Source organism: Pseudomonas sp. WS 5532 (assembly GCF_012985445.1).
Lineage (GTDB): Bacteria > Pseudomonadota > Gammaproteobacteria > Pseudomonadales > Pseudomonadaceae > Aquipseudomonas > Aquipseudomonas edaphica.
The window spans coordinates 112,449-126,601 of sequence record NZ_JAAQWK010000012.1 but is presented as its reverse complement, the minus strand read 5'-3'; the positions used below and the strand labels follow the sequence as shown (position 1 = coordinate 126,601).

The window sequence follows — 14,153 nt, the reverse complement described above, 5'->3', positions numbered from 1 at the left end:
CAATGGGAACCGGCCTGGTTGGGAGCTGGCTTGTGTGGGAGCTGGCTTGCCTGCGATGCCGGCACCTCGGTCTATCAGGGGTACCGAGTTGATGCTATCGCGGGCAAGCCCGGCTCCCACACAAGCCCGCTCCCAGACCTGAACTTCGTTGCCCGCTAGGTTTTGCGCACCCGCGTCAGCTCCGACAAGCCCACCTTGAGTAACCTGGCCGTCTTGCTCTTGGCCAGCGCTTCCAACCCTTCATGCTCGGTCAGACGCGCCATTTGCGCCGCCAGGTTCACCACCAGCGCGTCGCGCGAATACACCCCACCCTCGAGTGAATAGGTCGCCGCAATCAACTGCCGCAACTCCAGCGGCAAGCGCCAGCGCGTGCGCAACGCCGAGCCATAGGCGGCGCCAAAGGTGTCGAGGGACTCACCGATTGCCTCGTCATCCAGCGCCCCGCCACCCAGGCGCCAGTCTTCCAGGCAGCGTAACAACGCCAAGTCACCCAGCCGATGCAGAATGCCCGCGCAGTAGCAACGTTCGTGGTCCAGTTCGAGCATGCGCGCCAGGCGGCGGCCGTAGTCGGCGGTGTCCTGGGACAGCTGCCAGTGGCGCTCGGCGTAGGCCACCAACGCCGGGTCACCCAGCACCACGTTGTGCTTGAGCGCCAGGCCCAGGATCAGGTTCATGCTCTGCCCGGCGGCGAGCTTTTGCAGTGCAGCGGCCAGGGTCTGTACCGGCGTGCCGTGATGGCCGGCGCTGTTGGCGGCGGCGATCAGCACAGCGGTGATTTGCGGGTCGGTTTTTACCTGATCTTCCAGTTGCTTGAGGTCCAGGCCGTCCGGCGCCAGGCTGTGTTGCACGGCGGCTTTCACATCGACCCGCAGCGGCGCACCATCACAGACGTCGCGGCGGCGTTCCAGGAACACTGGCAAGGCCATACCGGGCGCCAGCGGCGGTATCTCGCAATACACACTTTCGCCTTCATCGAGCAGCAGGTCTTGCAGGCGCTGGGTCAGGCCTTCCATGTTCAGGGGTTTGGTCAGATACGCCGTGGGCGCCAGGGGCAAGGCTTCGCGCACGCTGGCGCTGTCATTGCGACTGCTCAGCAGAATAAACGGCAGCGAACGGCGCTTCTGGCGCACGCTGCGCAGCAGGCTCAGGCCATCGACGCCCGGCAGCTCCCAATCCGCCAGGATCAGGTCATAGGTTTTGTCTCGCAACAGCGTGGCCGCTTCCTGGCCATCGGCACACACATCCAGCCGCGCGTCGCAGCGCACATTCAACAACACTTGCTTGAGCAGGTCCCGCGACCAAGGGTCCGCCTCGGCAATTAACACGCGGGGTACAGCGGGTAAATCAACAGCAGTCATCCAGCACGCTCCATCGGCAATACTTGCACCTTAGACAATCACGCCGCCTGCGTACAATGAACATGGCCTGAATGTGCTGCAGCGGGCACAAAAAAACCCGCCGAGGCGGGTTTTTTCTGTCGATCAAGTCAGCCTCCGCTTACAGCTCGGAGAAGCACTCTTCGATGATCGCCAAGCCTTTGTCCAACTGCTCGTCCGGCGAGGTCAGCGGGACCAGTACGCGCAACACGTTGCCGTAAGTGCCGCAAGACAGCAGGATCAGGCCCTTGTCACGCGCCTTGGCCACCACGGAAGCTACGGCAGCGGCGTTTGGCTTGTGGCTGTCGCCATCTTCGAACAGCTCAACCGCGATCATCGCGCCCAGGGCACGCACTTCGCCGATCACCGGGTACTTGGCTTGAATGGCTTTGAGGCCCGTCACCAAGCGCTCGCCAACCGCCTTGCAGCGGTCCAGCAGGTGCTCTTCTTCGAACACTTCCATCACCGCCAGCGCAGCAGCGCAAGCAATCGGGCTACCGGCATAAGTGCCGCCCAGGCCGCCTGGCGCAATGGCGTCCATGTATTCAGCCTTGCCGCACACACCGGCCAGCGGGAAGCCGCCAGCGATGGATTTGGCGAAGGTGGTCAGGTCGGCAGCCACGCCCATCTGTTCCATGGCGAAGAACGTACCGGTACGCCCGGCACCGGTTTGCACTTCGTCGGCGATCAGCAGGATGCCGTGCTTGTCGCACAGTTCGCGCAGGCGCTTCATGAAGGATTTAGGCGCGACGTAGAAACCGCCTTCGCCCTGCACCGGCTCGATGATGATGGCAGCGATATCACGCGGCTCGGCATCGTTTTTGAAGATGCGTTCGATGCTGGCGATAGCGTCATCATCGCTCACGCCGTGCAGTTCGTTCGGGAACAGTGCGCGGAACACCCCGCCTGGCATCAGGCCCATGCCGGCCGAGTACGGCACGACTTTACCAGTGAGGCCCAAGGTCATCATGGTGCGGCCGTGGTAAGCGCCGGTAAACGCGATTACGCCAGCACGGCCAGTGGCGGCGCGGGCGATTTTCACGGCGTTTTCGACCGCTTCGGAACCGGTGGTGACCAGCAGGGTTTTCTTGGCGAAATCACCTGGCACCTTGGCGTTGATCTTTTCGCACAGCTCCACGTAAGGCTCGTAAGCCAGCACCTGGAAGCAGGTGTGAGTCAGCTTGTTCAGTTGCTCGGTCACGGCGGCGATGATTTTCGGGTGCACGTGGCCGGTGTTCAGCACGGCGATACCGCCAGCGAAGTCGATGAACTCGCGACCTTCAACGTCGGTCACGGTGGCGTTCTTCGCGGATTCGGCGAAGATCGGGTGAATCTGGCCAACACCGCGCGGTACAGCGGCTTCGCGGCGTTTCATCAGGGATGCGTTGGTCTTGCTCATAAAGTCCTCATTCGCCACTCATCGGGTGGCGTGGTCCAAGGAATACGTGGCGGGGAGGCAACTACGGCAGCATGCGATGATCGACTGCCACAGCTTTCCCGGCCACTACGAATAACGTCTTCAAACACGCAAAGGGTCAGCGCTCTCGTGCCCTCTGCGTTTACTGCAATCCCGTGCCGAGCTTAGATGCCCAGGCAGAGGTATTTGATTTCCAGGTAATCCTCGATCCCGTACTTGGAGCCTTCACGGCCCAGGCCCGAAGCCTTGATGCCGCCGAACGGCGCCACTTCGTTGGAGATCAACCCGGTGTTGACGCCAACCATGCCGTATTCCAGGGCTTCGGCCACACGGAACACACGGCCCAGGTCGCGCGCGTAGAAGTAGGAAGCCAGGCCGAACTCGGTGTCATTGGACATCGCGATCACTTCGGCTTCGTCTTTGAAGCGGAACAGCGGCGCCAGTGGGCCGAAGGTTTCTTCCTTGGCAACAGCAGCGTCTTTGGGCACGTTGACCAGAATGGTCGGCTCAAAGAAGTTGCCTTCCATCACCTTGCCACCGGCCAACAGCTTGGCACCTTTGCTCAGGGCATCGGCGATGTGCTCCTGAACCTTGGCCACGGCTTTTTCGTCGATCAGCGGGCCAGTGGTGGTGCCTTCTTCCAGACCGTTACCGATCTTGAGTTTGGCCACGGCCACTTTGAGTTTTTCGGCGAACGCGTCGTACACCGAATCCTGGATGTACAGGCGGTTGGCACACACGCAGGTCTGGCCGTTGTTGCGGTACTTGGAGATGATCGCGCCTTCGACGGCCTTATCGAGGTCGGCGTCGTCGAACACGATAAACGGCGCGTTGCCGCCCAGCTCCAGCGAGACTTTCTTGATGTCCTTGGCGCATTCGGCCATCAGCTGGCGACCGATTTCGGTGGAGCCGGTGAAGGACAATTTACGCACGATCGGGTTGCTGGTCAGCTCGCTGCCGATATCACCGGCGCTGCCGGAAACCACGCTGAACACGCCTTTTGGAATGCCCGCGCGCTGGGCCAGTTCAGCCAGGGCGAACGCCGAGTACGGGGTTTGCGAGGCCGGCTTGAGCACCATGGTGCAACCGGCGGCCAGCGCTGGGCCGGCTTTACGGGTGATCATCGCGGCCGGGAAGTTCCACGGCGTGATGGCCGCGGTAACGCCGATCGGTTGTTTGATCACGATCAGGCGCTTGTCCGGCTGGTGGCCAGGAATCACATCACCGTAGATGCGCTTGGCCTCTTCGGCGAACCACTCGATAAACGAAGCGGCGTAGACGATTTCGCCTTTGGCTTCGGCCAGCGGCTTGCCCTGCTCCAGGGTCATCAGGCGCGCCAGGTCGTCCTGGTTCTCGATGATCAGCTCAAACCAGCGACGCAGCTTGTTGGCGCGGTCCTTGGCGGTGAGTGCACGCCAGGCCGGCAGGGCCTTGTCGGCGGCTTCGATGGCGCGGCGGGTTTCAGCCGCGCCCATCTTCGGCACGGTGCCGAGAATTTCGCCCGTGGCCGGGTTGTTGACCTTGATGGTTTGACCGTTGTCCGCATCGACCCAAGCGCCATCGATAAAGGCTTGTTGGCGGAACAACTGGGTATCTTTGAGCTGCATGTCGGCTTTCCTTAACAGCACCGCGCGCACGCGGAGCGAATTAGAGTTGTTGAAAGGCGCCTTGTGGGCTGCCGTCAGGGAAATCAGCCCCAGCACGCGAGATAAGTGAAATAGCGCACGGGAGACAGAGCGTTTGAAATCTCAAACGAATCCTAGGATCAATGGGGGTACAGGGCAATAGTCTGTTCGAAAAAAAGAACGAAAACGGCGCATTTGATGCATCTTTCAGATCAAGCGCACAAACGACAACAGCCCCGGTGCCTTGTGGGCGCCGGGGCTGTTGGGCCTTGCAACTTACGGTTGGAACGACTTGAGCACGGCCAACAGGCTGGTCAAGTTGTCGGCCACGCCACCTTGGGCGACTTTTTCGGTGGCCGCAGCGCCAGCGGTGGTGTCGACGCTGTAGATCTGCATCACGCCTTGGTTGGTGGCGGCCTGGGCCAGGGTGTTTTGTTGCTGTTGGGCCGAGACCGAGTTCTGGAACAGGATCGCCGTGGCCTGGCCCATGGATTGATAGATCGTGCTCATGGCCATCGCTGGCGATTCGGCAACGACCTTGACGTTGGTCTGGGTGACGGCATCGGTGATTTGCGGGCTGACTGTGCTCATGGTTGAAACTCCTGGTGTGAGAAAGAACAACATCCGTTATCGCTGAGTGCTTAAGGCTGGAAGGACTTGAGCACAGTCAACAGGCTGGTGAGGTTATCCGAGACGCCGCCTTGGGCGACTTTTTCGGTGGCCGCCGCACCGGCGGTGGTATCGACGCTGTAGATCTGCATGACGCCCTGGTTGGTGGCCGCCTGGGCCAGGGTGTTTTGCTGCTGCTGGGCCGACACAGCGTTCTGGAACAGAATCGCCGTGGCCTGCGCCATGGATTGATAGATAGTGCTCATCGCCATCGCCGGCGATTCGGCCACCACTTTGACGTTGGTCTGGGTGACCGCGTCGGTAATTTGCTCGTTAACAAATGCCATGATCAATTTCCTTATAGGGGTACACGGTGCATTCCGTGTTCATGAATGAACGTTGCCAAACAGGCGCTGTGAAACGCGCGAGCTCAAGGTTTCGCAGTTGGGCCCAGCGCCGCTTCAATCTGCGTAATCAAACCCTGGATCAGGGCCTGCACTTCCTTGCGTTGCGCGTCCTTGTCCGGGGCCGCGCCGTCCAACACTTGGCGTAGCGCCGCCTCACGCTGCTCGGCGGCAGCCTTGAGCGCTTGCTCATTGGCCTTGGACTGCTCAAGCACCTGGCTGGCGCGCTTGAGGGTTTCGTCGACGATGGCCTGGGGCGTTCCGGCGAAGATCTGCGGGTTGCGCAGCATCGCTTCCAGCCGCAGGCGATCATCGCTGGACAGCACTGAGGGTGTGGCTGGGTGAGCCATGACGGCCTCCTTGGGTACTACGTTGCTGGCTGAAGGGCCGCTAAAGCCGCACCTCGACGTTGTCCTGCCAGAAGCCCGAGAAGTAGAAATACGCCGAGGCATCACAGAACGTCGCCAACTCCGCAGGGGTAATGGCGCTGGGTTGGCTGCCGAAAATCGCCGGCGGCGGCGGCAGCAGGTTGGCCGAGTTATAGAGGTTGCCGACTTCATAGCAGTTGGCCGCGAACTGGGAACAGAACGAGCTGCTGCCAATCGCCACCGACTCGTTGATGCGCTCGACCAGGCTGGTGTTGGAGGCCCAGCGCCGGAATGCAGAAATCATCGCGTTCCACACGCTGTAACGGCCATGGATATCGCCGCTGATCTTGTCGAAGTAGAACTGCTTGGCCGCCACGACTGCCGCCTCGCCCAACTCACTGCTCACGCAAGAGAAGACCATCGCCGAACGCGGGGGCTTTTCAAGGCTGAGGTCAGTCAGCGACAGCCCCTCACCCACGCTTTCAATCACCTGGGTGTCGCTCACCGCAATCGCCGGATGAACCACATTCAGGAACGTCGTGTCCTGGGAAAACACCTTGGCCTTGACCAACTGGCCCGCGCGAATGAACGCGCGCGTCGCGCTGTCATCTTCTTGCTTCACCGAAAAAATAATATCTCCAGGCTGCATGATGTCGCTCCTCACTTAAGAAAAGTTGCTTTCAAGTTGCTGTTGCACCGTTCCAGAAGAACCCTGGAACGTTGTGCTCGGTTCAGGCCGCTGGCGCAGCCCGGTTGGCCAAGGTGTCGGCGTACTTGGCGATGCTCTGGTCGATCTTGTCGATGGCCACGCTGGCGGCTTCGGCTTCCATGGCACCCGCGGCGGCGGCCACGGCGGCAGCGGCGCCCACCAGCAAGTCGGTGGCCAAGGCACCCAAGGCGTCTTCGGCAGCGGCCGGCAGGTTGTCCTTGACGATGTTCTCGGTCATTTGCTGGAGCAGCACGGCCTGGGCTGCCAGGGCGATCTTGCTGACCCCGTCGAAATACCCCGCCGCCGCCTGCGCCACCAGGCCGGCCGCCTGGCTGATCATCATGTCGGCCGGCACCGCAATCTGCGCCGGCGCATAGGCAAAGTTCTGCGAGTTGGTGAACTGCACCGCCTGCACGATCTGGCTGTTGAGGGCCGCGGTGCTGTCGGGCGACGGCGTGCTCGCCTGGTTGAGCAGGTGCTCGTTCATGCGCGCCATGATCGAGCGCGAGGCCGGTGCGGCGGGTGCCGGCGCAGGTGGGTCGGCGGCGGGCGTTGCTTGCGGGGCGGCGGGTTTCTTTCTACTGAACCACGACATAATCGATCTCCCGAGGGCTTAGCCCTTCTCGCCAATCTGCATGATCAGCGCCACGGCCTTGGAGATCACCGCATTCGAAATCTGGTTCATCGCCTGTTGGCTGTTGACCGCGTTCTGCAACGACAGGCCCGCCGCACTGCTCGCCACCTGATACAGCGACGCGATGGCCTGGGCCGGTGCTTCTGCCACCACTTTGACGTTGGTTTGGGTGACCGCGTCGGTGATCTGGCTGTTGACCTCTGTCATACATCTCTCCTTGATGGCATTCACCCAGGGTTGGGCGTGGGTAGTGGCGGCAGGACGCGCTCATACAACTAGAACGCCCCGCGCCGGCGTGTGTGAATCAAATTCAGCGCAAGGCGTTGCGCAGCAGTTGCACACGCTTGCGCACAAGTGGCAGCGTGACCTGCAACGCGGCAGCGATCTGCGGATACGGCAGGTCATCCACAAAGCGCATCTCAAACAAGCGCTGCTGCAACACCGGCAACCGCGCCACCTGCGCCTCGATCAGCTCCAGGCGCTCGTAACACTCCACCCGCTCCAGCACCGAAGCGCAGGGCGCGGCGAGCGCGGCCAGGTGATCGTGCTCAAGGTCCACCGAATCATCGAGCAGCCGCTCCTCGCGCTTGCTGCGTCGCAAGCTGTCGAGAAACACGTGGTCGAGTACCAGAAACAGAAACCCCTGAGGGTCGCGAATGCGCTCCGGCGAGCGCCGAAAGAACAGCAGGGCCTTGATCGCCGTGGCCGACAACCATTCCTGGCCCTGATCCAGATTGCCCTTGGCCCGCCGCAACGCGCGCCGCTTGAGTTCGCCCTGCACGGCGCGCCAACTCGCTTCGAACAAACGGTCCTCGGCGGCCCATTGATCCTTGAACTGAACAGTCATCCCCATCGCCAGCACTCCTGTGCATCCTTGATGAAGGGCCAGTCTGCAAGCGCGGGACAGGGGTGCGCTGTTACCTGCGGAACACTGCAACGACTAATTCAAGGCAAAGGCCTTGCGCCGCAAATGCTCGAGATCGTTGATCACCATGCGCTCCAGATTGCCGCTGATCAGCCCACTGCGGCGCCACAATTGCAGCTGCACATTGAGCTTGGGACGGCTGGTGTTAAGCATCGACGCCAACACCCCCTGGCTGGCGGGCAAAGAGACACTCGGCATGGCCAGCGCCAGGTCGATATCGCCCAGGTTGGCCAACAGAAACCGCGCCAACCGCGACTCCAACCGATGCAGGCACACCAACTCCAGCAACTCGATGGCCTGCAGCAAGCGCAGCATCATCAGCATCAACAAGCGCCGCAAAAACACCGGCTCCTCAAACAGCACACCAAAATGCCGGCTACCCAGTTGCAACAGCCGCGTGGGGCCACTGGCAAAGGTGGAAGACTCGCGCCCATGATCCTTGATCAACGCCGTCTCCCCCACCACCTGCCCGGCCCCGGTACTGCCGATAATCTGCTCCCGGCCGTCCGGCCCATGCACCACCGAATAAATCCGCCCCTCAACCACCAAAGCAATAAATTCGAGGCTGTCGTCCTTGAAATACAGCAGTTCACGATCATCCAGCAGGCGCTCCACCATATGGGTGGCAACGTAGCGCAAGAGGTGCTCCGGCATACCTCGAAACAAATCGGAGCGGGCCAACAGGGTTTGTCTCAACGGGAGATCGAGCATCACGGTTCCTTTGGAATGCATGCGTTCACCTGGGGAATTGCGGCTTGGAAGCGGCTTAAAGCCACAAGAGCAAAGCAAACAAAGGGACGTGCGGCGCGGGGAGTTGTGAATGAGAGTGGCGATTAGCCATTTTGGGTGGGAAACGGCCGACAGTTACCGGCTAAAACGCTGGAATGGACGCATCAGGGCGACATGGGTATGATGTCGCCCGCACAAGCATCCGTAGCTCAGCTGGATAGAGTACTGCCCTCCGAAGGCAGGGGTCGTGGGTTCGAATCCCGCCGGGTGCACCATATAGCTGTTTAGACCTGTCTCAGACAGTCTACGAATCACCTCAAGAAGCCCGCCTAGTGCGGGCTTTCTTGTTTCTGGCTATCTCTCCTTGCCTCTCCCTATATCTTCCCTTCGTGTACCCCTTCATGTACCTTTTAAAATAATTGAAACTGAGGGGTACAAGAAACATGAAGCGCAGCGAGATAAAACGCCGCCCTTTAGCCGACACCGTGCTAGCCACCCTGGAGCCTGAAGCCAAGGAATACCGGGAGCTGGACGGAAACGCTCTGTATCTGCGAGTGCGCCCAGACGGTAACAAGTCTTGGCAATTGCGCTACAAGAAGCCAGACGGCAAGTGGTCATGGCTTGGCTTGGGCGGCTATGGCACGGGCGACCACCAGTTATCCGGCTCACAGGCCCGACAGAAGGCGGCTGTGCTGAGAGAGGACGCCGCCAAGGGCGGAGACCCCCTTGCCACCAAGCGAGCCAGAAAGACCGCAGAGGCTGAAGCCTCTAGCCAGACCTTCGAAGCGCTGGCGCGGGAATGGTACGCTTCCAAGCGCTTGAGCTGGACTGCCGGTACCGCCGTGCGAATGATTGGCGCGCTCGAACTTCACGTCTTCCCGGTATTCGGTAAGCGTATCTATCGTGAGATCCTGCCCATGGAGTGGATGGAGTTCCTACGTTCCATGGAACAAAAGGGCATCATTGAACAGACCAGCCGCGTACGCGGCATGTGCCGGGAGATTTACGACCTGGCCCGAGTAACAGGCCGAGCCACTCACAACCCTTTGGAGGGGCTGCATAAATTCCTGCTAACCAAGCCGGCCGAGAACTATGCCCATGTATCCCTTGAAGAGCTTCCGGCTCTCTTACGCGCAATCAGGGCATACGGAACCGCTGACGTGCGGATCGGCTTGCACCTACTTTCCATGCTCGCCTGTCGACCTTCTGAACTGCGCGAAGCTCGATGGTCGGAATTCAATCTAAATAAAGCTCTGTGGTCGATCCCGGCCGAGCGCATGAAACGCCGACGCGAACACCTGGTGCCGCTGCCAATCCAGGCAGTCGAGCTTCTGCGAAATCTGCAGGTGCTCACTGGTGCCTACCCGATGTTGTTCCCTGGTCGAAGCGACACCACTAAGCCCCGCAGCAACACGGTCTTTCTGATGGCTCTACGTCGCCTCGGCTACGAAGGCCGCCAGACCGGGCACGGTTTCCGTCATATCGCCTCGACAATTCTGAACGAGCACGGGTTTGACGAAAACCACATCGAGGCGCAGCTGTCGCATATCAAGCAAGGCATAGCGGGTGTTTACAACAAAGCTCAGTACCTGGCCCAGCGCGCCACAATGATGCAATGGTATGCCGACCATCTAGACACCTTAGCCAAGGGTAATGTCGTGTCGATCAAGCGTGCCTGATGCGGGCCTTCCATTGCCTGCATAGACAGATATAGACTGGATGCCATTACTGTTCAAATAGCCAGTACTCGAACAAGCGACGGTTTTGGCTGGCCTAGCCCAACGGGGTGAAAAGCGGACTTCCCATCCGCCTGGTCAGCCGTTCTATTACATTTGGGAGCTTCTGGAAGAAGGTTTATTGTGAGCGCTGACAAAGAGTTTGACGCAATAACGGATGAAGTGCCCTACCTGGAAATATATCGTCTGCGTGGCCTGCAGGCGCGCGCGAAGCTCATGCTTGATCGCCGATCCGAGAGCGAAATTAGAGTGGCGTCATCAACCATCGAGTGGCTTGTAAACGAGTATTTTTACACACAGCAAGAGGCTTGGATTCGGCGTCAAATAGAAAACGGCGGTGCAGTCCTGCGCCATCTGCGTTCCGAGGATCGAACCGAACACGGCCTAAGAGAGCTGGTTGAGGAGCGTCGTAGCGGAATCGATCCAGACGAGCTTGACTTCCCGTCGGAGGAGAATACCGAGCCGCTTGAAGCGTTGGAGGATGCGCTAAAAGAATTCGATCTTGATGACCAAGACTTCCCAGACGCAAAGTTTTATGAATATGTCGCAGTGTTGGCGCTGACGCTGATAACCCGTGCTGTTCAGACATATCAAGGTGAGGACTGGCCTACTGTTTTATGGGTTGGCCAGCCCATGTCGCGCATGACGGTGCTCGGCAACGAAGCGGTCGATATTATGGAAATCGTTTGTAGAGCAGAGCAGTTACAGGACAGTCTCGAGGTTCGGAAGAGGATCAAATTCTTCCTGCTCGACAATGAAAAAGGAATTCCCGAACGCATTGAAGAGCTCGCGAAGCAAAAGGTTTCGCTAGCAGCGAGCCTAGCTGCCAGCGCTCGCCACAAGGAAACCAGCCAGAGTAAATTTAAAGCCTTACTTTGCTGGAGGTCTACAGGGTCGAATTTCAGTAGCCGGGCAGCGTTCGCCCGAAACAAACACAAAGACTACGGTGTCACCGAAAGAACGCTCTATGGGTGGGTCGCGGATCACGAGCGACGAAAAGTCTAGCCGCCCTTACACTCTGCGCGCATACAGTACGGTATCCGCGCTAACTGTACAGTCTGCGCGCAGGCTGGTCTGTCGCTTCCATTGCTGGGCAATCAACCTATATCCCGTCGCCATAAACAACGGGATACAGACATGAGCAATATCAGCCCAATTCAAGGCACCGCCACTCCCCAGTTCGACCCTACCTATACAATCATTCGCTTTCCCGAGGTCGAGGCCATCACTGGCCTGGCCCGTGCCACCGTCTACAAACGTCTCAAAGACGACCCAACGTTCCCCCGCCCTGTGCCGCTGAGCAACAGCAAGTCGCGCGGTTCCCCAGTTGGCTTTGTGCTGGCCGAGGTCCACGCCTGGGTGCGCCAGCGCATCGCGTTGCGCGGGGTAGCCGCCTAATGAACAAAAAAAAGGCCGACCAACAGGCCAGCCACAAAAATACTCACGTCGAGAATCCCAGCGGAACGGCACAGCGCGCTCGCCTTTTGGAGCGCCTGCAAGCTGGCCCGATTGATACCTTTACCGCCATCCGCGAACTGAACATCGTTCGCCCTGGCGCCCGCATCAATGAACTGCGCGGCCTAGGCCACAAGATCCTGACTCACCGGCTCACCCTGACCGACGATCAAGGGCGCACTCACCAGGGCATGGCGCTCTACTATCTCAGCACCAACCCGCCGGCGGGGGTGACAGCATGAGCGCCCGCATCATCCCCTTTGACTATGAAGGCCAGGCAGTGCGCTTCAATGGTGATGGCTGGCTCCATGCGACAGAGATAGCGGAGCGCTTTGGCAAAGAACCTGCGCAATGGTTACGCCTCGACTCGACCAAGGAATACATCGAGCGGCTGTCTGAGCGGATGGAAAAAAGTAATGTGGGGAAATCACACATTACTCTGGTGAAGACCCGGCGTGGCAACACCTCCACCAGCGGCACCTGGCTGCACCCAAAGCTGGCAGTGAAGTTCGCCCGCTGGCTCGCTGTGGAATTTGAGATCTGGTGCGACGAGCAGATCGACGCTCTGGTACGTGGTGGCCAGGCCAAATGGCAACAGGCTCGACAGCAATCGGCCGTCGGCTATCGCGGCCTGTGTGATGCGCTGGTAATCGCTTATGAAGAGAACGGTAAAACTCCCCAGCGCCACCACTTCATCAATGAAGCCAAGCTAATCAACCAGGTAATCACCGGACAATTCGCCGGCCGCAATCGCGACGAACTCAGCGCCCATGAGCTGGTGCTGGTCACCTTGATCGAGATCCGCGACGTGCTGCTGATTGGCCAGGGAAAAGACTTCGCAGCCCGCAAAGCATCCCTACTGCGCTACGTCCAAAGCCTTACGGCCAAGCACCTTAGGAGTGGTGCCGCATGACAGCTATGCTCATGATCAGCGATAAACGGTCGATAGCTTTGGTTGCACGCGCCGTAAGTGATCGGTATGGTTCGCCCCAAGTCATGGCAAAATCCATGATCGGGTGTAGGAACCCAACAGAAAACTTGGCGCACAGGCGCCCCCATTACGATTGCTGGCGTCTTTTTTTACGCCCGCAGTTAAGTGTTATGGCGGCCGTGTGTGGGCAGGCTTCGGCCTGGCCGGGTTCCAAGTTTCCCGGTATTCCTACCCCACGCACGGCTGCCACCCAATCCCGTAGGAAGGACCGTGGCAGTTCCAAAATTCAACTTGGAGCGCCACCTATGTCCGCCCTCATTCCGTCCGCAATTCGCGCATTTGCTCACCGCCGCATGGCCCTGAGCGCCCTCCGCGCAAACTCCAGCCTCGCAACCCGCCTCAAGCGTTACTCGCACCACATGAGCATTGCCCGCTCCCTAGAGTCTGCCGGGGGTGTGCAATGAATACTCCCGCCCGCACCATCCAAGAGATTGCCCACGACACGCTTGAGGATCTCGAAAGCGCCCAGATCGCCCTGCGCAAGGTTGAGGCCGTTCTCTATGCCGCATTGGCAGACAAGGGCACAAGTCAGCACGTCCGCAATCTGGTAGATGTCGCGTGGAACCTGGCCGCTGACGGCGCCAACACCGCCGACTGCAACCGCGAGGCAATTTCCGCCGCTCTGTCCGGGTGCGCTGGCCTGAACGCCGGGGGGGAGCTATGAGCCGCTCCTACAAGGAAATAGCCGAGACCGGCGTCCAGGATCTGTACGAAGTGACCAGTGCGCTCGAGAGCGTGCGCGCAATCTTCACGCTGATGCTTGAGACCTTCCCCGAAGACAGCACGCCTCACGCCTTCGCGCAGTTGGGCACTATCGAGATAACCGACTGGAACACCAAGGTTTACCAGTGGTGTGAGTGCATGGAAAACGAGCTGGATGATGCGAACGCCGAGGCGCAGAACGCAGCGCCGTTGCCGCACTACCTGCTGGACCAGCGCAGTAACGAGGTGGCCGAGGCGATTTCTGCCGAGCGCACACACGCTACCCGCTGGTGGACGCACTTGAACGAGATGCGGCGCCGCAAGGAACTGCCTGACTGGGTGGCGGCGGGCGTCGGCACGCATGATGAACACGATCTGATGCTGGAAAGCCGGAAGGCCGTCAATCAGGCCCTATTCGGATCGGACGACCTGGGCGGCGCTCAGCAATACCGCGAGGTCGCCCTATGAGCCAG

General features: G+C 59.9%; 18 protein-coding genes and 1 tRNA gene. 8 read left to right on the top strand and 11 right to left on the bottom strand.

The genetic code is table 11. The features are described 5' to 3' along the window. Positions 1–155 precede the first annotated feature (155 nt). From HBO23_RS20610 to HBO23_RS20560, 11 genes are all read right to left on the bottom strand, one after another. Complete coding sequence (locus tag HBO23_RS20610; RefSeq protein ID WP_099549553.1) at positions 156–1,358, bottom strand: HDOD domain-containing protein; 1,203 nt, start codon at positions 1,356–1,358, stop codon at positions 156–158. A gap of 139 nt (positions 1,359–1,497) precedes the next feature. Then, on the bottom strand, positions 1,498–2,775 hold the full coding sequence (gabT, locus tag HBO23_RS20605) for a 4-aminobutyrate--2-oxoglutarate transaminase (protein WP_012721619.1): 1,278 nt from the start codon (positions 2,773–2,775) through the stop codon (positions 1,498–1,500). A gap of 182 nt (positions 2,776–2,957) precedes the next feature. Next, complete coding sequence (gene gabD, locus HBO23_RS20600) at positions 2,958–4,400, bottom strand: NADP-dependent succinate-semialdehyde dehydrogenase (protein WP_169986709.1); 1,443 nt, start codon at positions 4,398–4,400, stop codon at positions 2,958–2,960. 294 nt (positions 4,401–4,694) lie between these two features. Continuing rightward, entirely contained in the window at positions 4,695–5,009 is a 315-nt protein-coding gene (locus HBO23_RS20595; protein ID WP_003187551.1) for a RebB family R body protein, read from the bottom strand. Between the two features lie 50 nt (positions 5,010–5,059). Further along, a complete protein-coding gene (locus tag HBO23_RS20590) occupies positions 5,060–5,374 on the bottom strand; it encodes a RebB family R body protein (RefSeq protein WP_005783676.1) in 315 nt (104 codons plus the stop codon). A gap of 83 nt (positions 5,375–5,457) precedes the next feature. Beyond that, on the bottom strand, positions 5,458–5,781 hold the full coding sequence (locus HBO23_RS20585) for a hypothetical protein (protein ID WP_138451229.1): 324 nt from the start codon (positions 5,779–5,781) through the stop codon (positions 5,458–5,460). Between the two features lie 40 nt (positions 5,782–5,821). Further along, on the bottom strand, positions 5,822–6,448 hold the full coding sequence (locus tag HBO23_RS20580; protein ID WP_170039440.1) for a hypothetical protein: 627 nt from the start codon (positions 6,446–6,448) through the stop codon (positions 5,822–5,824). Between the two features lie 82 nt (positions 6,449–6,530). Further along, complete coding sequence (locus tag HBO23_RS20575) at positions 6,531–7,103, bottom strand: hypothetical protein (RefSeq protein WP_099549556.1); 573 nt, start codon at positions 7,101–7,103, stop codon at positions 6,531–6,533. 18 nt (positions 7,104–7,121) lie between these two features. Next, entirely contained in the window at positions 7,122–7,349 is a 228-nt protein-coding gene (locus HBO23_RS20570) for a RebB family R body protein (RefSeq protein ID WP_003187543.1), read from the bottom strand. A gap of 103 nt (positions 7,350–7,452) precedes the next feature. Beyond that, positions 7,453–7,995: a sigma factor-like helix-turn-helix DNA-binding protein gene (locus tag HBO23_RS20565; protein ID WP_170039439.1), complete on the bottom strand. Its 543-nt coding sequence runs from the start codon at positions 7,993–7,995 to the stop codon at positions 7,453–7,455. A gap of 87 nt (positions 7,996–8,082) precedes the next feature. Then, positions 8,083–8,799, bottom strand: a complete 717-nt coding sequence (locus HBO23_RS20560) for a Crp/Fnr family transcriptional regulator (RefSeq protein ID WP_099549558.1) — start codon at positions 8,797–8,799, stop codon at positions 8,083–8,085. A gap of 195 nt (positions 8,800–8,994) precedes the next feature. On the opposite strand from HBO23_RS20560, the gene HBO23_RS20555 reads away from it, so the two are divergent. From HBO23_RS20555 to HBO23_RS20515, 8 genes are all read left to right on the top strand, one after another. Beyond that, a tRNA-Arg gene (locus tag HBO23_RS20555) sits at positions 8,995–9,071 on the top strand. Positions 9,072–9,239: 168 nt separating this feature from the next. Continuing rightward, positions 9,240–10,475, top strand: coding sequence for a tyrosine-type recombinase/integrase (locus HBO23_RS20550; RefSeq protein WP_170039438.1), 1,236 nt, complete (start codon positions 9,240–9,242; stop codon positions 10,473–10,475). A 180-nt stretch (positions 10,476–10,655) separates the two neighbouring features. Beyond that, positions 10,656–11,537: a hypothetical protein gene (locus tag HBO23_RS20545; RefSeq protein WP_105161461.1), complete on the top strand. Its 882-nt coding sequence runs from the start codon at positions 10,656–10,658 to the stop codon at positions 11,535–11,537. Between the two features lie 132 nt (positions 11,538–11,669). Next, complete coding sequence (locus tag HBO23_RS20540) at positions 11,670–11,930, top strand: AlpA family phage regulatory protein (protein WP_170039436.1); 261 nt, start codon at positions 11,670–11,672, stop codon at positions 11,928–11,930. Then, positions 11,930–12,229 (top strand): helix-turn-helix domain-containing protein, encoded by a 300-nt coding sequence (locus HBO23_RS20535; RefSeq protein WP_170039434.1) that lies wholly within the window; start codon positions 11,930–11,932, stop codon positions 12,227–12,229. Before HBO23_RS20540 ends, HBO23_RS20535 begins: the two co-directional genes overlap by 1 nt. Then, positions 12,226–12,900 (top strand): KilA-N domain-containing protein, encoded by a 675-nt coding sequence (locus HBO23_RS20530; protein WP_170039432.1) that lies wholly within the window; start codon positions 12,226–12,228, stop codon positions 12,898–12,900. Before HBO23_RS20535 ends, HBO23_RS20530 begins: the two co-directional genes overlap by 4 nt. A gap of 478 nt (positions 12,901–13,378) precedes the next feature. Next, the gene (locus HBO23_RS20520; RefSeq protein ID WP_170039428.1) at positions 13,379–13,642 is read left to right on the top strand and encodes a hypothetical protein; all 264 of its coding nucleotides are present in this window, start codon (positions 13,379–13,381) and stop codon (positions 13,640–13,642) included. Then, positions 13,639–14,148, top strand: a complete 510-nt coding sequence (locus HBO23_RS20515) for a hypothetical protein (protein WP_170039426.1) — start codon at positions 13,639–13,641, stop codon at positions 14,146–14,148. The genes HBO23_RS20520 and HBO23_RS20515 overlap by 4 nt, the downstream gene beginning before the upstream one ends. Positions 14,149–14,153: the final 5 nt, after the last annotated feature.